The following is a 24864-nucleotide window of genomic DNA, read 5'->3' as shown; positions in this document are numbered from 1 at the left end:
GCATGGAGTAAGTTGCCTGCTCAAAGCCTGTTGAACGCGTAGAATAGCATGTCCGGTTTTCATCTTTACACCATTTACCGAGTAGCACTTTCCAATGCCAGAATTGCCAGAAGTCGAAACCACCCGCCGCGGCGTGCAACCCCACCTTGAAGGCCGCGTCCTGCAGGGCGCGGTGGTGCGCAACGCCAGCCTGCGCTGGCCGGTGCCGCCTGACCTGTCGGCGCGTCTTGCCGGCGAAAAGGTGCAGGCGGTGCGCCGCCGGGCCAAATACCTGCTGCTGGAATGCGAGAGCGGCACCCTGCTGATCCATCTGGGCATGTCCGGCAGCCTGCGCATCCTGACGGCGGGCACCCCGCCGGAGAAACACGACCATGTGGATCTGCTGCTGGACGGGCAGTTGCTGCGTTACCGCGATCCGCGCCGCTTCGGCGCGATACTGTGGCATATCGGCCCGATAGAATTGCACCCGCTGCTGCAGGCGCTGGGGCCGGAGCCTCTGTCCGACGCTTTCGGCGGCGAGGCGCTGTTCCAGGCCATCCGCAAACGCGGCAGCCCGATCAAGCTGGTGCTGATGGACAACCATGTGGTGGTCGGCGTCGGCAACATCTACGCCAACGAATCGCTGTTCTACGCCGGCATCGCCCCCACCCGCCCCGCCTCAGGCCTGCGCCGCGACGAATGCGAGCGGCTGGCGGCGGAAATCAAGGCGGTGCTCACCCGCGCCATCGCCGCTGGCGGCAGCACGCTGCGCGACTTCGTCGCCAGCGACGGCAAGCCGGGCTACTTCCAGCAAAGCTATATGGTGTACGACCGCCAGGAGGAGCCTTGTCGCCAATGCGGCACGCCGATCCGGCAAATTCGCCAGGGCCAGCGCAGCACTTACTATTGCCCGCTATGCCAGCCATGTTAGAGTGGCGGGCTGTAATCTTGCAGACTTGAAATCTTAAAGCCTTGAAGTCACCCGCCACCACATCATTCCCGACCCGCTGCGGCCGCGTGCTGCGCCTGCTGGGCCATCTGGCCATCGGCGTTTTCATCGTCGCCACCCGCTACTCGCGCCTGGCCCAGGCCGAGCGCGCGGTGGTCACCCGCCGCTGGGCGCAGCATGCGTTGAAAATCCTCGGCGTCAGCATCAAGGTGCAGGGCGTCAACCCGGGCTTCTATCCGCCCAACACTCTGCTGGTCGCCAATCACGTGTCCTGGCTGGACATCGCGGTGCTCAACAGCTGCACCGTGTCGCGCTTCGTCGCCAAGCGCGAGATCCGCAACTGGCCGCTGATAGGCTGGCTGGCCTATGTGGCCGGCACGCTGTTCATCGATCGCGGCAACCGCCGCGACGCCAGCCGGATCAACCAGATACTGGCCGACGCGATGGGCAACGGCGGCTGCATGGCGGTGTTTCCCGAATCGACCACCTCCGACGGCAGCGGCCTGCTGCCGTTCAAGGCCTCGCTGTTCGAAGCCGCGCTGCTGTCGGGCGGCACCGTGCAGCCGGTGTCGCTGCGCTACCAGCGGCCGGACGGCAGCCTGCTGCTGGAAGCGGCCTACATCGGCCAGATTTCGCTGTTCGAGAGCATAGGCCGGGTGCTGAGCGTGCCGCAGATCGAAGTGGAGATTTGCTACGGCCAGCCGCTCAGGGCCGGCGACGCCGGCCTGGACAACCGCTTCCTGCTGGCCGAGCAAGCGCGGCGCGAGGTGGCGCGCGGCCTGCGCATCGCGCTGGAAGATTCGCCGCAACCCAACTCCTCGTCCGAGGAAAAAAGCCAGGCCTGATGCCTCAGCGCGCCAGGCGCTGCATCAGCCCCTGATAGAGATCGTCTGCCAGGCGGGTGTAGCCCGGCGCGGTGAAATGCACCAGATCGGGCCGACCCAGCTGGCGTTGCTGCCATATGCGCATGCTGCACGGGCCGCCCATCGCCTGCTCCCAATCCCAATACAGCAAATGGTTGTCGCGCGCCATCTGCCGCTGCGCCTGCTGCACCGCCGACAGCATCAGCGGACGCCTCGGCGCCGCGCACTCCTGGCTGACCGGGCCCTTGCGGCGGGCCGAATCCGGCGCCCCCAGCAACAGGATGGCCGCCTGCGGCAGTTGCGCGCGCACCAGGTTGATGGCCGCCTGCAGCGTGGCGCGGTATTCGTCCAGGTCCAGCTTGCCGTCGAACGCCTCGTTGGTGCCGTAAGCCAGCACCACCAGATCGGCGTCGCGCGCCGCCAGCTGCCGTCCCCACACGCCGCCCCAGCGCCGCCACAAGGCCAGCTCGGCGCCATTGCTGCCCACGCTGTCCAGCACCACGCCAGGCGTCAGTTTTTCCAGTTCGAAACCGCCCAGCTCGGGTGCCGGCAGGCTGTCCGCCCGCACCGAGAACGGCAGCTGGAGCTTCATTTCCACCCGTTGCCAACCGGCGCCGGCGGCGGCCTGAATCCGCCGGGGGCCATTGCCATCGTCAACCGTCAGCGACGCAGCGTCGCCGGCCTGGCGCAGCCAGACCCGCACCCGCCACAGTCCGCCGTCCGCGCTGCGCGGCTGCACGCTCAACGCGGCACCGGAACGCTGCGCCATGCCGATGAAACCGCCCAGCGGAAAATCGGCGTCCTCGTCGCGGCGGCTGTTACGCAAGCTCCAGCCCTCGCTGCGCACCAGTCCCAGCGCGTTGCGCTGGCCTGGCACATTGAGCGGCGGCAGCCAGCCTATGCCGGCGTCGCCGAAGCGGGCCTGCAACCGCGCGCGCAATTCGCCGCTCAGATAATCGGCGGCGGTATGCGAATCGCCGAACTGGACGATGCGCACCGGCTGCTGCGCGTCGGCCAGCAGGCTCAAGCGAGCGGCCAGCCGGGCCAGATTGGCCTCGCCAAAGTCCTGCACCGGCGCGGCGCGAACCTGAGCCGCCAGCAATGCGGTAAACAGCCAGCGCCAGCCGCGCGCCATGGTTTTTGCTGTCATTCAAACCTCAATTCCGCCAGCACGCGGCGCGCCAGCAACAGTTGTCCCTGACGGGTGAAGTGCACGCCATCCGCCGTGCGCACCGCCACCTCGCCCTGCTCGGGCAATGTCATGAATTTGTTGAAGCTGTCGTCGCGGCTGCCCAGCACTTCGCGGGTCGGGACGAAACGCTGCCCGGCCGCGCCTACTTCTTCGCGGTACAGCCGGTTCAGATAGTGCGCGCCGTCATTCAGCTTGTCCCGGCCCATATTGGGCAGCCCCAGCCACAACACCGGTATCTTGCGCTTCCCGGCGCTTTGCAAAATGCTGCGGATGCGCTCGCGGTAACGCTGCTCCCAGTCGGGCGACGCGAAACGGATGTAGCGGCTGCCGCCGACCATGTCCCAGGTATCATTGGCACCAACGAACATCACCAGCAGCTGTACTTTGGGATTGGCCGCCAACTGCCGCTCAATGGTGGCCGGCCAGTTGAAGAAGTCCGGATAGGTGAGGCCGGTGCTCTGCTTGCTGACGTCCAACGCCTTCACCTGATGCTGGCGGAACAGCGGCGGCAACAGATGCAAGGCGACGCCCTGCATCAGGGAGTCGCCCGCCAGCAACACCGGCAGCCCCTCCTGCAGCGCCAGCCGCGGGTCCACCGCCTTGACCGCCGCCGGCGCGGAGGCACTCGGCGGCCGGCTCGCGGCACGCGGCGCCGCCGGCGGCTGCCCCAAGCAGCAGGCATTCAGGCGCTCCACCATGCGGCGGTCCCACATGCCCACCTGCTGCTGCAAGGCCACGCTCTGTTGACGCAGGCCGCCGCCCAGCTCGCCGCCCTCGCGCCACGGCGACAGTTCGGTCAGCGTCTCCAGCAGGCTGGGACGATGGAAGGTCTGGCGCCAGTAGGCATTGATGGCGGTCTGCTCCACCCAGAACAGCAGCAGCATGCAGCTGAGCAGGATGACGAGGATGCGGCGGTGCGGGTAGGCGGCTAGCATGGCGGGCTATTCAGAATTGGTAATAGATGAAGGCGGGAATGCCGGACGGCGCCAGCGAAATCACCAGCAGCGCGCAGGCGCTGAGCAGGAGCGGCTTGCCCCACCAGGGCAACGCCGCCAGTTGGGCGATGCAACGCTCGCGCAACGGCGCCAGCCTGGGCAGCGCCGCCAGCCACAGCGCCAGCACCAGCAACAGGCCGGGCGCGTTCAAGGTCAGGCTCTGGCCTGTGCCGGCCATCGCGCGCAAAAAGTCCAACGCCTCGTCCAGCGACTGGGCGCGGAAGAACACCCAGGCCAGGCACACGTAATGGAAGGTAATCAGCCGCGCCAGCCAAGGCCAGCGCCGACTGATGCCGTCGCGCCGCCACAACTTGTCGCCGACGTTCAGCCCCACCACGCCCAGGCCGTGCATCGCACCCCACACCAGGTATTTCAGACTGGCCCCGTGCCACAGGCCGGACAGCAGCATCGCCGCCAGCAGATTGATCTGGCTGCGGGCGAAGCCGTCGCGATTGCCCCCCAGTGGAATATAGATGTAGTCGCGGATCCAGCTGGACAGCGAGATATGCCAGCGCCGCCAGAAGTCGCGCAGATTGAGCGCCAGATAAGGGCTGTCGAAATTGCGCGGCAGCTGGATGCCCAACAGCAGCGCCAGCGCGGTCACCAGATCGGTATAGCCGGAGAAATCCAGGTAGATCTGCAAGGCATAGGCATAGAACGCCGCCCATACCTCCAGCGTGTGGAAGGTGTCCGGCGCGGCGAACACCGGGTCCACCCAGGCGCTGGCCAGCCAACCAGCCAGCCACAGCTTCTTGACCAGCGCCAGCACGATCAGCCCCAGCGCGCGGTCGAAGTTGGCCACCTGGCGCAGGACCGGGCTGCGCAACTGCTCCAGCAGATCCCGGGCGCGGCAGATCGGCCCCGCCAGCAAGGTGGGAAAGAACGCCAGGAACAGGGCGAACTGCGGCAGGCGCGCCGGCGCCATCTCCCTGCGGTATACCGACACCAGGTAACTGACCGACTGGAAGGTATAGAAGGAAATGCCCACCGGCATCAGAATGTCCAGCGCCGGCAGCAGCGCGGACACGCCCAGCGCGTGCAGTCCCGCCTGGGCGCTTTCGCGGAAGAAGTCGAAGTACTTGAACAAGGCCAGATTAGCCACCGCCAGCGACAAGGCCGCCTGCAGCCAGCGGCGCGGATGCGGCGAGACCAGCATGCGCTGGCTCAGCCGGTGCTGGACCAAGGTATACGCGCCGAGAATGGCGGCGAAACGCCAGTCCAGCTTGGCATAAAACAGGTAGCTTGCGATCAGCAGCAGGAAATTCTGCAGGCCGGGCAGACGGCGGCAAGCCCAGTAAACGGCGAAAAAGCCGACGAAGGCCAGGGCGAACTCTATGGACAGATAACTCATGCTGAAGGTAACAAGCTGGCGAAGGCGGCAATTATGACAACAAGGCCAGTCCTGCACCAGCTTCCATCAAATTTTATTTATTTCCCGGCTGGCGCCGCGATTTCACGGTAAGCCTGGCACTCCAGCGAGAACAGCTGCCGGTCGTCCAACCGCAGCGCCGACAGGCTGCCGCCCCACAGACAGCCGGAATCGATCGCCAGCACGTCGTCGTCCAGATGCACGCCCAGCGCCGACCAGTGGCCGCAGACTATCGGCGTGCCGCCATGGCGGCGGCCCGACGCCTCGAACCAGGGAATCAGATTGGCCGGCGCGCAGTCCCGCTCGCCCTTGTAGCTCAGATCCAGCTCGCCGTCACGAGTGAGGAAGCGCATCCGCGTCATCACGTTGACGATCAACCGCAAACGGTCCGCACCCTTCAGGTCGTCGCTCCAGCGCGCCGGCTTGTTGCCGTACAGCCGGCCGAGAAACTCGCGGTAGCGATTGCTGGACAGGCCAAACTCCACCTCCTCGGCCAGCCTGAGCGCCTTGGAAATGGTCCACTCCGGCAGCAGGCCGGCATGCACCATCGCATAGCCGTGGCCCTCCAGCATCATCGGCTGGCAGCGCAGCCAGTCCAGCAGCACCTTGCCGTCGGCGGCATTGAGAATGTCGTCCAGGGTATCGTCGCGGTGCAGCTTGCCGAAGCCTTCCGACACCGCCAGCAGATGCAGATCGTGATTGCCCAGCACCATCTCCACCTGATCCTGATGCTCATACACCCAGCGCAGCACATCCAGTGACTGCGGGCCGCGGTTGACCAGATCGCCGGTCAGCCACAGGGTGTCCTTTCCCGGATTGAAATCGATTTTTCGCAACAATTGCTGAAACGGGGTGAAACAACCCTGGATGTCGCCGATTGCGTAGATGGCCATGATCTTTCCCTTGGAAGCGGATCGGGATTGCCGCCCATCCGCGATAAGCCATGATACCCCATGCTACAATGCATGGTCCTGATTACCGATTTGCTACGCCCGCCCGGGCGCGGCTCCGATACCGCCATGTCCGCTCCCCTGCTCAATCCGCCGCAACGCGCGGCCATCCACTACCTAGACGGCCCGCTGCTGGTGCTTGCCGGCGCAGGATCGGGCAAGACCCGGGTGATCACCTACAAGATCGCCCACCTGGTGCGCGAAGGCGGCATCCCGGCGCGCCACATTGCCGCCATCACCTTCACTAACAAGGCCGCGCGCGAAATGCTGGAGCGGGTGAGCAAGCTGATGACGCCGTCCGAGATCCGCGGCATCACCGTCTCCACCTTCCACTCGCTGGGCATGCATATCCTGCGCCAGGAGGCGCCGCACCTGGGCTACAAGACCCAGTTCTCCATCCTGGACGCCTACGATGCCGGCAAGATCATCGCCGATATCCTCGCCACCACCTCCAAGGATGAAATCCGCAAGGTGCAGAGCCAGATTTCGCTGTGGAAGAACGACCTGAAAACCGCCGACGAAATGATGCTGAGCGCGGAAGGCCAATGGGAAAGCGTCTGCGCCCGCACCTACCTCGCCTATCAGGACACCCTCACCGCCTATCAGGCCATGGATTTCGACGATCTGATCCGCCTGCCGGTGCAATTGTTCAGGACCCACCCGGAAGTGCTGCTCAAATGGCAGGGCAAGCTGCGCTACCTGCTGCTGGACGAATACCAGGACACCAACACCTGCCAGTACCAGTTGGTGAAGCTGCTGGCCGGCGTGCGCGGCCTGTTCACCGCGGTGGGCGACGACGACCAGAGCATCTACGCCTGGCGCGGCGCCAATATGGAAAACCTGCGCCTGCTGCAGCAGGACTTCTCCCAACTCAAGGTGATCAAGCTGGAGCAGAACTACCGCTCCACCGCCCGCATCCTGCGCGCCGCCAACAGCGTGATCTCCAACAACCCCAAGCTGTTCGAGAAGCAGCTGTGGAGCGAGCTGGGCCTGGGCGAGCCCATCCACGTGGTGCAGTGCAAGGACGAGGAACACGAAGCGGAAACCGTGGTGCAGCGGCTGTTGGCGCACAAGTTCGAAAACCGCACCGAGTTCAAGGACTACGCCATCCTCTACCGCGGCAACTACCAGGCGCGCATCTTCGAGCAATCGCTGCGCAACCAGCGCATTCCCTACCAGATGGCCGGCGGCCAAAGCTTCTTCGACAAGCCGGAAATCAAGGACCTGCTGTCCTATATGCGGCTGATCACCAACCCGGACGACGATCCGGCCTTCATTCGCGCCATCACCACCCCCAAGCGCGGCGTCGGCGCCGGCACGCTGGAAAAACTGGGAGCCTGGTCCGGCCAGTACGGCAAAAGCCTGTTCGCCGCCGCCCACGACGCCGGCCTGAGGGTGCAGATACAAACCGCCCAACTGTCCCCGCTGGAACAGTTCTGCGAATTCATCAACCAACTGCAATACCGCGCCACCCGCGAGCCGGCCGGCCAACTGGCGCTGGAGCTATTGCAGGCAATAGGCTACGAAGCCTGGCTGTACGACAGCGAAGACAGCCCGCGCATCGCCGAGACCAAGTGGAAGAACATGCTGGACATGGTGGGCTGGCTGGCGAAGAAGGGCGAGGCCGACGGCAAAAACCTGATCGAATTGACCCAGACCATCGCGCTGATCACCATGCTGGAAGGCCGCGACGAGGGCGAGGTGGACGCGGTGAGGATGTCCACCCTGCACGCGTCCAAGGGGCTGGAATACCCGCACGTGTTCCTGGTGGGCTGCGAGGAAGGCATCCTGCCCCACAGCGAGTCGGTGGACAACGGCATGGTGGAGGAGGAACGGCGGCTGATGTACGTCGGCATCACCCGCGCCCAGCGCAGCCTCACCCTCAGCTATTGCGTCAAACGCCGCCGCGCCGGCGAATGGCAGTTCATCGAGCCGTCACGCTTCATCAACGAGATAGACGGCGAGGACCTGCGCCACTTCGGCAAACCCGGCGCGGAACCGCTGGTCAGCAAGAGCGAAGGCAAGAGCAAGCTGGCCAGCCTGACGGCGATGCTGGCCGGCAAGGACAAATCCGGGGAAGCGCCGGCGGAATGAGCGGCATGCGGCGGACGGGACCGCCAAAAGAAAATGGCGCCATAGGCGCCATAAAGAAGAATGAGGAACATCTCTGGGTGAAGCGAGGCTGGGGAACCTCACCTGACTGGCAAGCCTGAACCGCCAACCGGTCAATCAGATGCAGCCATGATGCCGGAACCGCGAGCAATTGCCACCTGTCCTTTTTAACTAGTCAGACACATTGACATTTAATGCCAGCTCAAAAGCCACAAAAAAAGCACGCTGCTGCGCAGCGTGCTTTTTATTCTATAGCCCAGATGGAAAATTACTTGGAGTTGTTGACCATATATTCCACCGCGGCGCGGAACTCGGCATCGCTGCCGGTATAGCCACCCTTCGGCGGCATCGCGTTCAAACCCTTGGTGGCGATCTTCACCGCCTCGTCCAGGCCCGGCTTCAGACGCGCCGCCCATGCCGCCTTGTCGCCGAACTTCGGCGCCCCGGCCACCCCCGTGGAGTGGCAGGCCACGCACACGCTTTCGTAGATTTTCTTGCCCACCACCGCCGGATCGGCCGCAGCCACGGCGCCGCCCGCTCCGCCCACCGGCGGCTCGGTGAACTTGGCGCCAGCGGCGTTGCCCATATAAGCCACCGCGCGCCTCACTTCATCGTCGGTCAGGTCAGGCGAACCGCCCTTGGCCGGCATCGCATTGAAGCCATGCAGCGCATGGTCCACCAGCGTATCCCAGCCTTTGGCGATATGCGGCGCCCAAGCGCCGGCGTCGCCGAACTTGGGAGAACCGGCCAGACCGGTGCTGTGACAGGACATGCAGATCGCCTTGTACACCTGCTCCCCGGTACGCATGCCTGGCGGCGCGTCGCTGGCCTTGGATTCGCCGATCGGCTTCAGACGAGCAGCCACGGCTTCCTTGGTCATCACCTCGGCATCCACATTGAAACCACTGGTCGCCAGTTTGGCCAGAAGCCAAATCGCCACGACAAGAAAGACAACGATGCTGACCAGAACCTTTACGATCTGGCCGGGGGCCATTCCGCTCTCATTACTCATCCCAAGCCTCGCCTGAAAATAATGACAATTAAAACCGGTTAATTATAAAGTATGCACCCATGCATGGCAAAAAACCATACTCTGGACTCGGATTAACTTTTTGCGGTATGATGCGTCTACTTGATGACAAGTTGCAGTGCACCCGTAGCTCAGTTGGATAGAGTGTCAGTTTCCGAAGCTGAAGGTCACAGGTTCGATCCCTGTCGGGTGCACCAATCAAATCAAAGGCTTGCAAGCGTTGCGCTGCAAGCCTTTTGTTTTTCCAGCAGCTTTTTCATGATGTTTCTACCCTTCCCTGCGCGGCGCCGGATTCATGCGTTTGCCATCCCCATGGGAAAATCCAGACCTCCGGAATCAAACTGTTCTTTTTTCCAGCTGATTAAATTTGATATAGATCATTTATCGATCACATTTCGCAAATTTAAATGATGCCGTTCTGCCACAGAGGCCGATCCAGAGCATCACAAGCAGCCTTTGCACATCGCCAGCAAAATCGGCGTCAGCGACAAGCCATCGACAATCTCGCAGTCATCGACCATTTGCGCCGCCTCCACGGCGCCGAACCAGCGCACCTCCATCACTTTGTTCCGGTCGAACCGTTCATTCACCTGCGTCAGCCCGTGAACTAAAAATATCTCGAAACGCTGATCGCTGCTGCCGCAAGTCGGAAAATAAGTCAGGAAAGTCCGCCACTTCGCGGCCGTGTAGCCAGTTTCCTCCAGCAGTTCCCGCTTAGCCGCGACCGCCGCCGTTTCGCCTGCATCCACTCCGCCCGCCGGAATGGCCCAAACCGCGTGCGCTATGAGCACCCGATCAGCAGCAAACGGCTCTGCTCAATGGCAAGAATGCCAACAGCCGGACGCGGATGATGCACCGAAAAATAAGAAATGGGCCAGCCATCGGGCTGCCTGACGCCAAGCTCCCTCACCACGAACCAAGGATTGATGTAAACCAGTTCCCCCGACTCCACTTGCCACGCGGCATCCATCGCCATGCCTCCATCGTCCGGGTATCGCCAGCAACAAAAAACCCTCCGGCAATCGCCGGAGGGTTTTTCTCAGCCCATCAAGGACACTCGCTCGTCTTCGTCGCCGCCTTCCTCTCCCAGGAAGCCGCCGCTCTGATGCGCCCATAATCTGGCATATAAGCCGCCGCGGGCCAGCAGTTGCTGATGGCTGCCTTCCTCCACCACCTGGCCGCGGTCCAACACGATCAGCCGGTCCATCGCCGCGATGGTGGACAGCCGATGGGCGATCGCCACCACGGTCTTGCCCTCCATCAAACGATACAGGCTGCTCTGGATCGCCGCTTCCACTTCGGAGTCCAACGCGCTGGTGGCCTCGTCCAGCAGCAATATCGGCGCGTCCTTCAGCATCACCCGGGCAATCGCCACCCGCTGGCGCTGGCCGCCGGACAACTTGACGCCGCGCTCGCCGACATGGGCGTCGTAGCCGACGCGCCCCTTCGGGTCGGTCAGCGTCTGGATGAAGTCGTCGGCTTCGGCCCGGCGCGCGGCCGCTATCATGTCTTCGTCGCCCGCATCTGGCCGCCCGTACAGCAGATTTTCCCGCACCGAACGATGCAATAGCGACGTGTCCTGGGTCACCATGCCCACCATGGCGCGCAGGCTGTCCTGGGTGACGCCGGCAATGTCCTGGCCATCGATCAGGATACGCCCGCCGTCCAAGTCGTAGAAACGCAGCAGCAGGTTGACGATGGTGGACTTGCCGGCGCCGGAGCGGCCGACCAGGCCGATCTTCTCGCCCGGACGTATCGTCAGGTTAAGGCTGTCGATCACCTTGCGCGTGCCGCCGTAGGCGAAATCCACCTGATCGAAGCGGATCTCGCCGCGCGGCACTTCCAGCTTGCCCGCCCCCGGCGCGTCCACCACCGCCACCTTGCGCGACAGCGTGGTGATGCCATCCTGCACCGTGCCGATGTTTTCAAACAGGCTGGACATCTCCCACATGATCCAGTGCGAAATACCGTTCAGGCGCAGCGCCATCGCGGTAGCCGCCGCCACCGCGCCGATGCCGACTTCGCCGCGGCTCCACAGCCACAGCGACGAGCCGGCGGTCACACCGATCAACAACATGCTGCTGAGCTGGTTGACGATCTCGAAGCCGCTGACCAGCCGCATCTGGCGGTAGGCGGTGCTCAGAAACTCCTGCATCGCGCCCTTGGCGAAGCGGGCTTCGCGCTGGCCGTGCGAGAACAGTTTGACGGTGGCGATATTGGTGTAGGCGTCGGTGATGCGGCCGGTCATCAGGCTGCGCGCGTCGGCCTGCCGGGTGGCGGCCTTGCCCAGCCGCGGCACGAAGTACCACAGCGTGGCGAGGTAGAACACCAGCCAGCCGAGGAAAGGCAGCAGCAGGAAAACGTCGAAATGACCCAGCACGGCGATCATGGTGACGAAGTAGATCACCACGAACACCAGGATGTCGGTGATGATCAGCACGGTGTCGCGCACCGCCAGCGCGGTCTGCATCACCTTGGCCGACACCCGGCCGGCGAATTCGTCCTGATAGAAGCTCAGGCTCTGCCCCAGCAGATGGCGGTGGAAATTCCAGCGCAGCCGCATCGGGAAATTGGAGAACAGGCCCTGATACTTGCTCATCGCCTGCAAGGCCACCAGCAGCACGCTGCCCAGCAGAATACCGGCCAGCAACAGCAGGTGACTGCGCTCTCGTAGCCACAATTGATCCACCGGCACCTTGGACAGCCAGTCGACGACAGAGCCCAGCATGGAAAACAGCAAGGCCTCGAACGCGCCGATGCAGGCGGTCAGCAAAGTCATGAACAGGATCAGACCGCGCAAACCGCGGGTACAGAACCAAATGAAGGAGAAAAAGCCCTGCGGAGGCTGGGCAGGAGGCGTTTCCGGATAGGGGGATATCCGGCGTTCAAACCAGGAAAACATAAAGATCGCTCCATTGTCTGGAACCGTTGCGGTTCCGGATAAAGGGTTTAGTGGAGCGATGACGGTAGCGTACCCTGGCCTTGTCTGCAACGGAAAAGTTGCCCTTCCGCCAAAAAACGCCGCGGACTCTGGTCAGAACGCGGCAGCTGCGGCCGCATCATGCCATCGGCACCATTTTGATGTAAACCTCTTCCAGCTTCTCCGAGGTTCTGGCTTTCAGATCCACCTTGTGCACCTCCGCCCGCACCCGCCCCTTGTAGACATGAAGCATCAATTCGGCCGCCCTGCGCGCCTGCTCCTGGGTGGGGTGCAAGGGCCCGCTGTCGTCTATGCCGAAATCCGGAGAAATCAGTTTCAACCGATACATTATTATTATCTCTAGCTAAAACGGCGTGATTGATGTTTTTATACTAAATGCATTTCCTCAACCCCATTCTACATGAGTTTATCTGACAGCATCCACTGTCATGACTTTGCAATAAGATCCCGAAAATCATGGCAATAGCCGATGAATAACAGCAAGATAACGGATATCGGCCACCCTGACCGAACGATGAGAAAATCACATACTGCGCTGCCAGACCAAGCAAAAACCCGGCACAAGCCGGGTTTTGCGTAGCGCCACGCGCCAACACGCGAGGCCGCGGCTAAGCCAGCGTCGCCAGATCCTGCTCCAGCCCATGGCGAACCCGGGAAAGCGCATCCGCCACCAGGCCGTTGCGCTGCTGCCAATAGCCCAGCCGGCACAGACAGTCCAGGCTGACCAGCGCGGCGTCTATCATGAAGCGCTCGGCCACCAGCAACTGCTCCACCTCGGCCAGCGGCAGCAATAGATGCTCGGCCACCTCGCCGTCCTGACAAGCCGGCCGCAGCCCCTGCGGCAGCCATAGATCATGGGCGTACAGCCACTCGCGGTGCAGGCCGCGCGCCACCGGCCGCTCGGCCAGCAGCAACGATACCGGTTGCAATCCTTGCAGCGCCTCGCGCGCGACGCCGGCCTCTTCCCAAGCTTCCCGCTCCAGCGCCAGCGCCAACGTCTCTCCGGCGGCCACGCCGCCGCCCACCAGATTGTCCATGCGGTTGGGATCCACCGCCTTGTTCGGACTGCGCCGCCCCACCCACATCCGCACTTCGCCGTCGCTCTGCCGGCACAGGCCGTTGACGTGGACGGCGCGGCTGGTCAGGCCGAGCGGGCGGAAGGCCGCGCGCTCCAACTCAAAATATGGCGTGCCGTCATGGCGAAAGGCGGTGAAGTTCTCGTTGCGCCAGCCATTGAGCCAGCCTGCCTGCTGCCAGCGCCTCGCCGCCAGCCCCAGCGCATGGCTGATGCTGCGGTAACTGCCGTCCAGCCTACAGATCAGGCCCTGGTAATTTTCCTCGAACAGCGACGCCTCATGCTGCAGCAAGCGCTCTTTCCATTGCGCATTGACACAACCCATGCGCTCGATGCCGATATGAAGCGGCGTGAACTGTTGCGCATCGAAACGGCTTACCTTGTCCAGATAGCCCAATACGGCATCCACCTGCATGACGACTCCCCCTGCGGTTTTTCGGGAAGGCTGCATCTTACGGGTGTCTGGCGCGGCTTGACTATTCTCGACCGCACAAAGCCGGCAAGTGTTGCATTCCGTCCATTCCTCCTCAACGCAAACGGTCGGCCAGGCCGGAATGGCGCCGCGGCGCCAGCTCGACGCCGCGCAGCCAGACCTCCTCGCCGCCAGCCGCGACAAAGCATGCCCGGGCGCGGGTAATGGCGGTATACAACAGCGCGCGGTTGAGCAACGCGCCCGCTTGTTGCGGCAGCTGCAGCCATACTTCGTCGTACTCCGAGCCCTGGCTCTTGTGAACCGTCATCGCAAACACCGTGTCGTGCGCCGGCAACCGCCCTGGGGCGAACTCGCGCCACACGCCGTCGCCGGAGGGGAACACCACCCGCAAGCCCTGGCTGCGCGGCAGGGCAAAACCGATGTCGCCGTTGAACAAACCCAGGCCGTAGTCGTTTTCGCTGATCATCACCGGCCGGCCGGCATACCAATCTCGCCCCGGCTGTTTCAGCCCGGTCTTTTCCAGCTGGCGCTCGATGCCCTGATTGCAGTCGGCCACCTGGCGGCGCTCAGCCGCCAGCAGCATGAAGGCGGAAAAGGCCCGCAGCACATCGTCCGGCTCCGCGCCGGCCGCCACCGCCTGCAAATAGCCCTGGCGCTTGTCCAACAGCATCCCGGCATCCACTGCCTGCCGCATGCTGATGTCGGCATGACCGCCCGCCTGCAGCAGCTCCAGCGCCAGACGACCTTGGCCGGCATTCACCCGCCGCGCCAGCTCGCCGATGCCGGAGTCGGCGCCGAAGCGGTGACTGCGGGTAAGCAGCGCCACGCAGTCGGTGAGGCGGCCCCCATCCTCGCCGCTTCGCGGCAGGCTGTCGCCGCATACCCGTTGCAGCCATTGTAGCGTGGACTCGCTGTAGCCTATCCGGCTGCACAGCTCTCCCAACACCGCGCCGGCCTCGACCGACGACAGCTGGTCGCGATCGCCCAGCAGGATCAGCCTGGCCTGCGACGGCAGCGCCGCCACGGTGCTGGCCATCAGTCCCAGGTCTATCATCGACGCCTCGTCCACCACCAGCACATCCAGCGGCAAGGGATTGCCGGCATGGTGGCGCGGCGCCTCCATGCCGGGACGCAGGCCCAGCAGGCGGTGCAGGGTTTCCGCCTGCGCCGGCAACTGCCGCCGCACCGCTTCGTCCACATCCAGCCGATCGCGCGCGCCGCGCATCGATTCGGACAGCCGCGCCGCGGCCTTGCCGGTGGGCGCCGCCATCGCCATCACCAGCGGACGCGGCGACAGGGCCGCCAGCAAGGCCAGCAACCGCACCACGGTGGTGGTCTTGCCGGTGCCCGGGCCGCCGGAAATCACCATCAGCCGCTGCCGCGCAGCCAGCGCGGCAGCCAGTTTCTGCCGATCCGGCTCGCCCGAGCCGCCGCCGGGAAACAGCCTCGCCAGCCATGCCGCCAGCCGGGCTTCGTCTGGCGGCGGCAGCGGCTCGGCCAAGCGGACCAATCCCTGCGCCAGCCTGTCTTCGTCATGCCAGTGGCGCGCGAAATACAGCCGGCCGGCGCCGTCAAGGATCAGCGGAGCGTAATCGCCGGGACGGCCGGCCAGGCCGCTGCCCTGCAAGGCTTTCAGTTCGGCGCGGTGCGCCAGCGGCAGGCAGACGTGGCCTGCCAGATTGGCGCCGCTCAATTCGCGGATCAGCGCCAGCACCGCATCGTCGGCATCGGGAGCCAGCCGGCGGAACAGGCTGGCGAGTTGATCGGGCAACAGGGAAATGGCGGGATTCATATGGACGTCAACGGTTGAGAGCCTGCGAAGAAGCGGGCGTCAGTTTTTCGCGCCGAACAGCGGCTTGAGCTTGCCTTGGCTGTTCAAGGTCTGGATGGCTTGATTCAGCCTGGGCAGCAGTCCGCGGTATTGCGGGTGCAGCCTCAGCATCACCGGCACGCTGCCCGCCGACTCGCCCGGCAGGCAGCGCCGGCCCTCGGTCTGACGGCTCCAGTACTGCGCGCGGCCGCGCTCTAGCACCACCGCCTGCACCCTGCCCTCGCGCAGTTTGTCCAGCAGCTCCTCCTCATTGCCGGACAGGTCGCGCCTCAGCCGCCGGCTCTGGAAAGCCGGTTCCAGCAAAGGATAGCTCTGGCCGGCCAGAGTGCCCACCGTCCATCCTTTTTGCGCGCCCGCCGCGGGCGGCGCATATCCCTTGGCTTGCGGCAGGCACAGCACAAACTCCACCTCGCCCAAGGGCTGGGTATAAAAGCCCGCGACCGGCGCCAGCGCGCGCCAGGAGGGATTGACGCCCGCCTCCATGTCCAGCCGCCCCACCTGGAACAGCTGCTCCAGCCGCTGGGTGGGATAATAGTCCAGCTGGAAGCGGACGCCGCTCTGCTTGGCGATCAGGGCCAACGCCTGGCGGTAGGTTTGCAGCAAGCCGCCCTCGGCCGCCTGGCGCAGAGGCTCGCTGGTATCGTTGGCGACGCCGGCGCGCAAAGGCTGCGCCAGCGTCGGCGCGCACAACAGCAGAAACAGACAGCACAGCCTATTCACTCAACTTCGCCTCCAAAGCGTCGCATACGGTGGTCAATACCTTGATGCGGGCAAAATACTTGTTGTTGGCCTCCACCAGCGTCCACGGCACCTTGCTGGTGCTGGTGCGGTCCACCATGTCGCTGACCGCCTGCCGGTAGAGGTCCCATTTGTCGCGGTTGCGCCAGTCCTCGTCGGTGATCTTGAAACGCTTGAAACCGGTTTCCTCGCGCCCCTTGAAACGCGTCAACTGTTCATCCTTGCTGATCGCCAGCCAGAACTTCAGCACGATGGCGCCGTTTTCGGAAAGCTGGTGCTCGAAATCGTTGATCTCGTAATACGCGCGCAGCCAGTCGGCCTCCGGCGCGAAGCCCTCCACCCGCTCCACCAGCACCCGGCCGTACCAGCTGCGGTCGAAGATGGTGATGCCGCCCTTGCCCGGCACATTGCGCCAGAAGCGCCACAGCCACGGCTTGACGCTCTCTTCCTGGTTGGGCGCCGCCACCGGCACCACCCGGTAGCGGCGCGCGTCCAGCGCCTGGGTGATGCGGCGGATGCTGCCGCCCTTGCCGGCGGCATCGTTGCCTTCAAACACCAGCACCAGCGAATGGCGGGCGAAGCGGGCGTCGCGCGTCAGCTTGCTGAGCCTCCCCTGCAACTGGTCCAGCTTGGCGCGGTAGCTGTCCTTGTCCAGCTTCTGCTCCAATTCCAGCGTGTCCAGCACCAGCTTGTTGTCTATCGGCGCCAACAGCGGCGGCGCCTCGACGCGGTCGGTGCTCAGCATCGGCTGGCCGAGGCGGTTGCGCACCGCCTCCAGAATGGTGTTGGCCACCGTCAGGCTGCGATAGTTGCCATCCTCGCCGTCGATCACGATCCACGGCGCATGCGCGGTATTGGTCAGCCGCAGCATGTGTTCGCCGTATTTGCGTATTTTGTCGTAGCGCTCGTAGTGCAGCCAGTCGGTCTTGGTGACGCGCCAGTTGGTGGCCGGGTCCTGCTCCAGCAGCTTCAACCGCTGCTTCTGCTTGTCGCGGCTCAAGTGGAACCAGAACTTGAGCACCACCGCGCCGTCCAGCGTCAGCATGCGCTCGAGGCGCAGGATATCGAAGATCTGCCGGTCGAAGGCATCGCGGTCGCTGCGGCTGAATACCCGCTCGAACAGGGTATCGGAATAGTAGGAACCGAAGAACATGCCAATGCGGCCCTTGGCCGGCAGCTCGCGCCAGTAGCGCCACATCCACGGCCGCGCGCGCGCCTCGTCGTTGGGATCGTCGAAAGCCACGGTCTGGATCAGCCGCGGGTCCAGCCACTCGTTGATCAGGTTCATCGTCTCGCCGCGGCCGGCGCCATCGAAACCGTGGATCAGGATCAGCACCGGAAAGTCGGCTTTTTCCTTCAGGTCGTACTGCACATCCAGCAAGGCCTCGCGCAGCGAGGGCATCATCTTGCGAAAGGTTTCCTTGTCGATGCTGTGGCCGATCTCGGCGGATTCAAACATGTCTCACATCCTTGTCCACTTGCTTAGCTTAGTTGCTGTACCCGGTACGCCACACTGCGTAGAACTACCGAGTCCCCCTTCGATTCAATCCCGTCCCAGCAGGCTATCCAGCGCGTCCAGCAACGCGTCCGCGGGCCGGTCGGCCCAGACTCCGCAGCCGGCCTGGCCCATGCCGCGCAGAAACAGGTAGCGCACGCCGCCGAAGCGGCCATCCCAATCGACCCCGCGCGCGCGCAGATAGCGGCGCAGCGCCACCAGGTAGATCAGGTATTGCAGGTAATAATGCTCGCGCGCCACCGCCGCGGCCAGATTGTCTTCGCGATAATCGTCGTAACGGTCGCCCAGGTGGTTGGACTTGTAGTCGATCAGGTAAAAGCGGCCGTCCAGCTCGCACACCAGGTCGATGAAGCCCTTGAGGAAACCCTGCACCGCGGCGAAGTCCAGGCCGCCCGCCGCCAGCCGCAAGGGTTCGGCCAGCCCGTGCGCCGGATCCTGCAGCACCCCGATCAGCGCCGCCACGTCCAGCCGCTTTACCGGCAGCGTGAATTCCATTTCGATCAAGCGCCTGTCGTCCGCCACCTCGCGCATGCGCGCGCCAGGAGCCAGCTCCGCCTCCAGCGTGCTCAGTATCAGCTCGCAGCCGGCGTCCAGCCATTCCTCGCCAAAACCGTGGCGCGCCAGCGCCGACGCCGACGCCTCGCGGATGGCGGCCTCGCCGGCGCCGAAGCTGATGTTTTCAAATATCTCGTGCAGGCAGATGCCGGCCTTGGACCCGCGCGGAAAGCTGAAGCGGTCGCGCGCAGGTTCGGCAGCGGGTTCCGGCGCGGACGCCGGCTGCGGCGCGCGGTCGTAGTCCGGCGCTTCGGCCAGATGGCTGCCCACCGCATGAGTCAGCGAAGTGAAGCTGGCGATCTTCCACGGCGCATACAGTTTGCGCGCAAACGGCCGCGCGGCGTAGCGACGCTCGGCCGCCGCCCCCGCCGCCAGCGCCTGCCAGCCCTCGTCTTCCAATACCGCCATCGCGCCGCCGCGGCCGGCGGCGAAAGCGCGCAACTGGCCCTCCACCGCGGGGCCGTCCAACTTCAGTTGCTCCAAGGCGGCCAAATCGGCCACACCCGGCGCGTGCAGCAGCCAGGACAGCGCGGCGGTCTGCATGTCCTTGACCCAGCCCCAGGCGAGATATTGCCGGTACTGCGCCCGGGTGAGCGCCACGTACAACAGCCGCAGCTTCTCGGCCAACATCTCGCTGCGCGCCGCCAGCCGCACGCCATCGTCCGCCACCACGTCCGGCGCCAGCCAGGGCGCGTCTCCCTGGTGGTAGCTCCAGAAACTGGCGCCGCGCCGCTCCAGCGCGCCGTTCCATAAAAACGGGCAGAACACCACCGGGTACTGCAGGCCCTTGGAAGTGTGAATGGTGACGATCTTCACCAGCGCCGCGTCGCTCTCCAGCCGCAGCACGGCCTCCTCGCCGCGCGGCGGATTGGCCACCCGCGCCGCGAACCAGGCCAGCAGCGGCGCCATGCCCTGGCGGCTTTCGCTTTCCTGCTGCAGCAACTCGGCCAGGTGGCCCAGATTGGTCAGCCGCCGCTCGCCGTCCGGCAAGGGCAGCAGCCGCGCCGCCAGCTGTTCGCGGGCGAAGTAATGGCGCCAGGCCGCCATGAAGCCGTGCTCGCGCCAGCGCTGGTGATCGTCGGCATTTTTCAGCAGCTGCCGCTCCCAGCTGGCCTCGTCCTCCAGCCGCGCTTTCAATTCGGCGGCGTCGAGGCCGGCCAATTCGGTAGACAGGGCCAGCCGCAGCCGCGACTCGCTGGCCGGCTCGGCCCAGGCATGCAGCAGCGCCAGCAACTCGTCGGCTTCGCCGCTGGCAAACACGCTTTCCTGGGTCAGCGCCACGCTGGCCACGCCGCGCTCGCGCAAGGCTGCGCGCACCCGGTCGCCCTGTTTATGGGTGGCCACCAGCACCGCGATGTCGCCGCCCTTCAGCCGCCGCCGCGCCTCGTCCTTGATGATGGCGGCGCGGTCCTCGCCAGCCAGGCTCAACAAGCGGGCGATCTCGTTGGCGCAGGCGGTGGCGGCGGCTTCTTCCGCCGCCTCCTTGCTCAAGGCCTTGTCGCCGGCCGACAGCCACTGCGCATTGAACGGCGCCCGCCCGTCGTCCACCTCCAGCCGGCCGCCGGACGATGGTTGCGCCGCCACCGGCTGATAGTCGATGCCGGCGATCAGGAAGGGCAGCTCGCGACCGAACAGCGCGTTGACGGTGGAAACCAACGGCGCGTCGGAGCGGCGGTTGGTATCCAGCGTGTAGTGGTGCTCGGCGTCGCCGCGGGCGGCCAGGTAAGCGAAAATGTCGGCGCCGCGGAAACTGTAGATCGCCTGCTTGGGGTCGCCCACCAGGAACACCGGCCGCGCCTGTTCGACGAAGCAGCGGCGGAAGATGGCGTATTGGGTGGGATCGGTGTCCTGGAATTCGTCTATCAGCGCCACGCTGAAGCTGCGCGCCACCTGGGCCGCCAGCAAGGGGCCGCTGTCCGGATGGTCCAGCGCCGCGCCCAGGTCGGTCAGCAGGTCGTCGAAGCTGCGGCTACGCTCGCCGCCGCGCCGCCGCGCCAGCTCGGCGTTGGCCCAGGCGATCAGCTCCAGCTTGAGGCCGGCCAGGGAGTGCGCCACCTGCCCCATATAGGCATCCCAAGCCGCCAGCCAGGCTTCCACCCGCTCGAACAAGGGATGCGCCGGCGGCGGGCAGTCTTTCTTCATGCCCTTGGCCAACGCTTCCGGCCTGAGCTTGTCCAGCGCCTTGCGGCTGTCGCTGTCCAGTTCCGGCAGGCCGTCCGGCTGCGCCAGCCAGCCGCGCAAGGCGCCAGCCGTCCGCTCAAGGATGGCGGCGCTGTAGACATTGCCCTTGTAGCCGGGATGTTCGGCGAACAGCCGCAGTCCCTCCTCCGCCAGCTGTGGCTCTGCCGCCAGCGCCTGCCAGCGGCTCAGGGCCAGCCGCTGCGCGCTTTCCAGCCTGCCGGCGTCCGGCGCCTGCAGCTTGAGGTAAGGCTTGGACAGATAGGGGCGGATCTCGGCCAGCCATTCATCCGGCGTGGCGCGCTGCTCCACCAGCACCTGGGCCAGCAGCGGCTGGGACACGATGCGGCTGCGCCAGAAATCGTCGACGATCTCCACCAGCCGGCCGGCGTCGTCCTCCATCAATTCGGCCTGGAAGGTCTGGCCGCTTTCGAAGGCGGCGTCGGTCAGCACCCGCTGGCAGAAGCCGTGGATGGTGTAGATGGCGGCGGCGTCGAAGCCGGTGATGGCGGCGGTGAGCCGCTGCCGCGCCAGTTCGCGCGCGCCTCCCGCCGGAAAGCGGCCGGCCAGCCGCTGCAGGAAGTCGTCGCCGCCGGCCTTGCCTTCCAGCACCGCCAGCAGCTCGCTCAGCCGGTGCCGCAGCCGTTCGCGCAATTCCGCGGTGGCGGCCTTGGTGTAGGTCACCACCAGCAGCCGGTCTATGGTCGGCGGCGTCTGGCCGTCGCGCTCCTCCAGCAGCAGCCGGGCGAACAGCGCGGCGATGGTCCAGGTCTTGCCGGTGCCGGCCGAAGCCTCGATCAGGTTGATGCCGCTCAGCGGACAATTGAGCGCGTCCAGCGCCTGGGCTTGCGTCGTCGTCATTTTTCTTTTCCCGCCAGGCGTTCGGCCAGCGGCAGCAGCAGGGTTTGCGCCAATTGGGCGAACAGCGGATCTTCCAGCGGCTGCTGGTGGCGAAAGGCCAGCGCCAGCGCCGGCTCGTCCTGCTGCGCCATGCCGCCCTCCATCACGAAGCTGGGTTGCCATTTTTGCCAGGCGGCCGCCAGCGCCGCCTCCGGCGCGTCCGGCGCCTTGGCCAGCGCTTCGGCGTAAGCCCAGCTGGTGCGGCCGAAGAAGGGCAAGGGCTGATCCTGGCCCTGGCGCCAGCGCGCCAGCCACGGCGCGAGCAGGCCGGCGGCGTCGATCTCGTCGGCGAGCGCGATGCTGCCGGCGTCGTCGTAAACGGCGCTATGGCAGGCGATGCCCTCCGGCCGCGCCGCGCACAATATCAGATGCGTCAGCCACAATTCGATGCGCTGGGCGGCGTTGAGCTTGCCGACGATGAAGCCGAGCCGGCCCTCCGGCCGCAGGCCGTACAGTTCGCCCACCAGGGTGAAGCCGTCTATCCGCAGATGCACCGGCTGCGGCGGCAGCGTTTCATTCGCCAGTGCCCGCGGCAGCCGGCCAGCCAGCCGCACGCTGGCGCGCCCTTCCTCCTGCAGCCAGGCCTGGCCCAGCTCGCCGCAGGGCAGCAGGCCGGCGGCGGCCACCCTTTCGCGCAGCGGCGCCTGCGGCCGGCGGTGCAGCATCGCCTCCACCAGTTGCTGGCGCAGCGCGCGGCTGGCGTCGGCCTCCATGCTGAACGGCTCGCGCGCCGCCAGTTCCTCGCCGCCTCCGGCCAGCCGTATCGCCAGCCGCTCCGACAGCCAGGCCCGCACCGGGTGTTTCCAGAAGCGGATGAAGTCGTGCAAGTTCAACACCACTGCCGGCTCTTCTGCCGGCAGCGGCGCCAGGAAAGGCCGCGGCTCGGCGTCCGGCGCGGCCAGCGCGGCGGCGAAAGCCGGCTCGAAGCTGGCCAGCCGCCTGTCCGCCCCGTCGTAAGCCTGCGGCGCGAAAGGTTGCAGCGGGTGGCGCAGCGTCAGCCGCGCCGCCAGGTCCTCGCCGCACATCGCCGACAGGCTGTCCATCAGCTCCGCCACCAGCGGCGACGGCGGCAAGGTTTCGCCGCTGCGCGCCGACTGGCCGACATAGGACAGATACAGCGTCTGGCGCGCCGACAGGATGGCCTCCAGAAACAAGTAGCGGTCGTCGAAGCGGCGCGAGCGGTCGCCGCGGCGCGGGTGGCGCGCCACCAGGTCGAAGCTGACCGGGCGCTCGTCGCGCGGGTAGGCGCCGTCGTTCATGCCGATCAGGCACAGCGCCTTGAAGGGGATGGAGCGCATCGGCACCATCGCGCAGAAGGTGACGCCGCCGGACAGGAAACCCTGCGCCGAGGCCTCGCCCAGTCGGCGCAGCAGCCAGTCGCGCACCACCGCCAGCCCCACCGGCGCGTCGAAACCGGCCAGTTCGGCGTCCTCCGCCAGCTCGGCGAAGGCCGCGCGCAGCATTTCCAGCGCCGCCTCGTCGTCGCCCTCGGCCAGGAACAGCCGCTCGCAGGCCAGATGCAGCCGCTGCGCCCACTGCCGCGGCGAGGCCGGCTGACGCCATTCCCGCGCCAGTTCGTCCAGCGCGTCGTAACAGTCGGCGAAGCGCGCCAGCACTTCGCCCAGCTGCCCCTGGGCGCCGGTGTGCGGCAGCAGTCCGGCGAACAGCCCGGCCTCGTCGCCGGCCAGCGCCGGCGGCAGCACCGTGCCCAGCAGCAGCCGGTCCAGCCCCCAGCGCCAGGTGTACAGTGGATCGGCCGGCAGCCCCAGCTGCGCCTTGTGGACGGCGTCTCGCCCCCAGCGGATGCCGGCGCCGCGCACCCAGTCCTGGATGAAGGGCAGGTCGGCGTCAGCCAGATCGAAGCGCGCCAGCAGCGCCGGGCTGTCCAGCAAGGCCAGCACCGCGTCGGCGCCGAAGCGCGAATCGGCCAGTTGCAGCACCGCGGCGAAGGTGGACAACAGCGGCTGTTCGCGCTCCACCCGGCGGTCGGCGATGCTGTAGGGGATGTTGGGCGCGTCGTCGCGGCGGCCGAACACCGCGTCGATGTACGGCGCATAGGCGTTGATGTCCGGGGTCAGCACCGCCACGTCGGCCGGACTGAGCTGGAGATCGTCGGCGAACATGGCCAGCAGCCGGTCCTTCAGCACCTCCAGCTCGCGCATCGGACCGTGGCAGGCGTGCAGCTGCACCGAGTGGTCGTCCGCCGCCATCGGCCGCGGCTGCGCCGCCGGCTCGTTCAACTGCAGGATGTCGCGCTGCAGCCGCGCGAGCAGGCTGTCGCCCTTGGGCGCGGCGAACAGGGGACGCGCGTCCAGCTCAGAATCGGCGGCGATCAGCTCGAAGAAGTCCCGCCCCTGCTTGCCCAGCGACGCCAGCAGCGGATGGCCGTCGCTGGCGAACAGGTCGCCGGCCTGGCGCAGCTTGAGCTTGCGGCGGGCGTCGACGATGTCCCCCCAGTAGGCTTCGCAGGGATTGAGGGTGAACAGGCAGACGTCGGTCAGCTCCGCCAGCCGCTTGACCAGCGCCAGGTACATCGGCGCCAGGCTGGCGATGCCGAACAGCGTCACCCGCGCCGGCAGGTGCTCGCTTTTCAGCTGGGCGAAGAATTCGTCCAGCATGCGCACGCGGTGGCGGCCGGGATCGCTCTCGGCCAGCCGGCGCCACAGCGCCGCCTGCCAGGCCTCGTCCTCGCCCAGGCCAAGCAGTTCGCCGCGCTCCCAGGCGCGGATCCAGTCCGGGCGGAACACCAGGTACTGATCGAAGATGTCGGCGATCTTGCCCGATAGCTCGAAAGCCGCGCCCTCGCCGCCCTCCAGGTAATGGCACACCGGGCCAAAGGGCTCGCCCCGCAGCGTGGGCAGCAGCGCCAGCAAGCGCCAGGCCAGCACCTCCGGCACGAAGGCGGACTTGCGTGGCAAGTCCGGCATCACCTTCTGCATCAGCCGCCAAGCGAAGGCCGCCGGCAGCACGAAATCGACATTGGCCGCCACGCCGGCCTGGCGCGCCAAGTCCAGCGTGATCCAGCGCCCCATGCCGCGGCTCTGCACGATGACGGTTTCCGCGGCAAAGGGATCGGCGAGCGGCATCGCCTGGGTCATGCCGCAGAACAGCTCGCCCAGTTGCTCGAGACGGTTGGATTGGTAAAGGAACAGCATGGAATAGGATGGCAGCGGCCGGGAGCGGATATGGCCGGATTGTAGCATCGCGCGCCGGCCGCGCCTGCGGCAAGCGCAACGCATTGCGCCTGCGGCGCGGAAT

At 65.8% G+C, this 24864-nt stretch carries 18 protein-coding genes and 1 tRNA gene; 4 read left to right on the top strand and 15 right to left on the bottom strand.

The genetic code is table 11. From position 1 onward, the window contains the following. Positions 1-94 precede the first annotated feature (94 nt). Together mutM and BI344_RS19045 are read left to right on the top strand one after the other, a co-directional pair. Positions 95-910 carry a bifunctional DNA-formamidopyrimidine glycosylase/DNA-(apurinic or apyrimidinic site) lyase gene (gene mutM / locus BI344_RS19050; RefSeq protein WP_071114376.1) on the top strand — a complete coding sequence of 272 codons (816 nt, stop codon included), beginning with the start codon at positions 95-97 and terminating at the stop codon, positions 908-910. A 41-nt stretch (positions 911-951) separates the two neighbouring features. Continuing rightward, a complete protein-coding gene (locus BI344_RS19045) occupies positions 952-1773 on the top strand; it encodes a lysophospholipid acyltransferase family protein (RefSeq protein ID WP_071114375.1) in 822 nt (273 codons plus the stop codon). Between the two features lie 4 nt (positions 1774-1777). Here BI344_RS19045 and BI344_RS19040 read toward each other — a convergent pair whose 3' ends face one another. From BI344_RS19040 to BI344_RS19025, 4 genes are all read right to left on the bottom strand, one after another. Beyond that, positions 1778-2941: an SGNH/GDSL hydrolase family protein gene (locus tag BI344_RS19040; protein WP_083370297.1), complete on the bottom strand. Its 1164-nt coding sequence runs from the start codon at positions 2939-2941 to the stop codon at positions 1778-1780. Beyond that, entirely contained in the window at positions 2938-3918 is a 981-nt protein-coding gene (locus BI344_RS19035; RefSeq protein WP_071114373.1) for an SGNH/GDSL hydrolase family protein, read from the bottom strand. Before BI344_RS19035 ends, BI344_RS19040 begins: the two co-directional genes overlap by 4 nt. Before the next feature lie 10 nt (positions 3919-3928). Further along, a complete protein-coding gene (locus BI344_RS19030) occupies positions 3929-5329 on the bottom strand; it encodes an MBOAT family O-acyltransferase (protein ID WP_071114372.1) in 1401 nt (466 codons plus the stop codon). Between the two features lie 77 nt (positions 5330-5406). Beyond that, positions 5407-6240 carry a symmetrical bis(5'-nucleosyl)-tetraphosphatase gene (locus tag BI344_RS19025; RefSeq protein ID WP_071114371.1) on the bottom strand — a complete coding sequence of 278 codons (834 nt, stop codon included), beginning with the start codon at positions 6238-6240 and terminating at the stop codon, positions 5407-5409. Positions 6241-6366: 126 nt separating this feature from the next. On the opposite strand from BI344_RS19025, the gene BI344_RS19020 reads away from it, so the two are divergent. Then, positions 6367-8391 (top strand): UvrD-helicase domain-containing protein, encoded by a 2025-nt coding sequence (locus BI344_RS19020; RefSeq protein ID WP_071114420.1) that lies wholly within the window; start codon positions 6367-6369, stop codon positions 8389-8391. Between the two features lie 286 nt (positions 8392-8677). Here the strand turns inward: BI344_RS19020 and BI344_RS19015 are convergent, their stop codons facing one another. Further along, the gene (locus BI344_RS19015) at positions 8678-9421 is read right to left on the bottom strand and encodes a c-type cytochrome (protein WP_071114370.1); all 744 of its coding nucleotides are present in this window, start codon (positions 9419-9421) and stop codon (positions 8678-8680) included. Between the two features lie 138 nt (positions 9422-9559). Between BI344_RS19015 and BI344_RS19010 the strand changes: the two genes are divergently transcribed. Further along, positions 9560-9636, top strand: a tRNA-Arg gene (locus tag BI344_RS19010). 246 nt (positions 9637-9882) lie between these two features. Here BI344_RS19010 and BI344_RS19005 read toward each other — a convergent pair. From BI344_RS19005 to recC, 10 genes are all read right to left on the bottom strand, one after another. Then, positions 9883-10230: an NUDIX domain-containing protein gene (locus BI344_RS19005; protein ID WP_083338791.1), complete on the bottom strand. Its 348-nt coding sequence runs from the start codon at positions 10228-10230 to the stop codon at positions 9883-9885. Beyond that, positions 10221-10409 carry a hypothetical protein gene (locus BI344_RS23260; protein ID WP_206600433.1) on the bottom strand — a complete coding sequence of 63 codons (189 nt, stop codon included), beginning with the start codon at positions 10407-10409 and terminating at the stop codon, positions 10221-10223. The genes BI344_RS19005 and BI344_RS23260 overlap by 10 nt, the downstream gene beginning before the upstream one ends. Before the next feature lie 69 nt (positions 10410-10478). Then, the gene (locus BI344_RS19000; RefSeq protein ID WP_071114369.1) at positions 10479-12341 is read right to left on the bottom strand and encodes an ABC transporter ATP-binding protein; all 1863 of its coding nucleotides are present in this window, start codon (positions 12339-12341) and stop codon (positions 10479-10481) included. 157 nt (positions 12342-12498) lie between these two features. Beyond that, positions 12499-12708, bottom strand: coding sequence for a hypothetical protein (locus BI344_RS18995; protein ID WP_071114368.1), 210 nt, complete (start codon positions 12706-12708; stop codon positions 12499-12501). A gap of 280 nt (positions 12709-12988) precedes the next feature. Continuing rightward, on the bottom strand, positions 12989-13870 hold the full coding sequence (locus tag BI344_RS18990; RefSeq protein WP_071114367.1) for an NUDIX hydrolase: 882 nt from the start codon (positions 13868-13870) through the stop codon (positions 12989-12991). Between the two features lie 112 nt (positions 13871-13982). Beyond that, positions 13983-15659 (bottom strand): exodeoxyribonuclease V subunit alpha, encoded by a 1677-nt coding sequence (gene recD, locus BI344_RS18985; protein ID WP_241499402.1) that lies wholly within the window; start codon positions 15657-15659, stop codon positions 13983-13985. Between the two features lie 60 nt (positions 15660-15719). Next, complete coding sequence (locus tag BI344_RS18980; RefSeq protein WP_071114365.1) at positions 15720-16439, bottom strand: type 2 periplasmic-binding domain-containing protein; 720 nt, start codon at positions 16437-16439, stop codon at positions 15720-15722. Next, the gene (pap, locus tag BI344_RS18975) at positions 16432-17916 is read right to left on the bottom strand and encodes a polyphosphate:AMP phosphotransferase (protein WP_071114364.1); all 1485 of its coding nucleotides are present in this window, start codon (positions 17914-17916) and stop codon (positions 16432-16434) included. The genes BI344_RS18980 and pap overlap by 8 nt, the downstream gene beginning before the upstream one ends. Before the next feature lie 84 nt (positions 17917-18000). Then, positions 18001-21567 (bottom strand): exodeoxyribonuclease V subunit beta, encoded by a 3567-nt coding sequence (recB, locus tag BI344_RS18970; RefSeq protein ID WP_071114363.1) that lies wholly within the window; start codon positions 21565-21567, stop codon positions 18001-18003. Beyond that, the gene (recC, locus tag BI344_RS18965) at positions 21564-24761 is read right to left on the bottom strand and encodes an exodeoxyribonuclease V subunit gamma (protein ID WP_071114419.1); all 3198 of its coding nucleotides are present in this window, start codon (positions 24759-24761) and stop codon (positions 21564-21566) included. Before recC ends, recB begins: the two co-directional genes overlap by 4 nt. Positions 24762-24864 lie beyond the last annotated feature (103 nt).

It is taken from the genome of Chromobacterium sphagni (assembly GCF_001855555.1).
Lineage (GTDB): Bacteria > Pseudomonadota > Gammaproteobacteria > Burkholderiales > Chromobacteriaceae > Chromobacterium > Chromobacterium sphagni.
The sequence above is the reverse complement of the archived record's forward strand: the minus strand, read 5'-3'. Positions and strand labels throughout refer to the sequence as shown.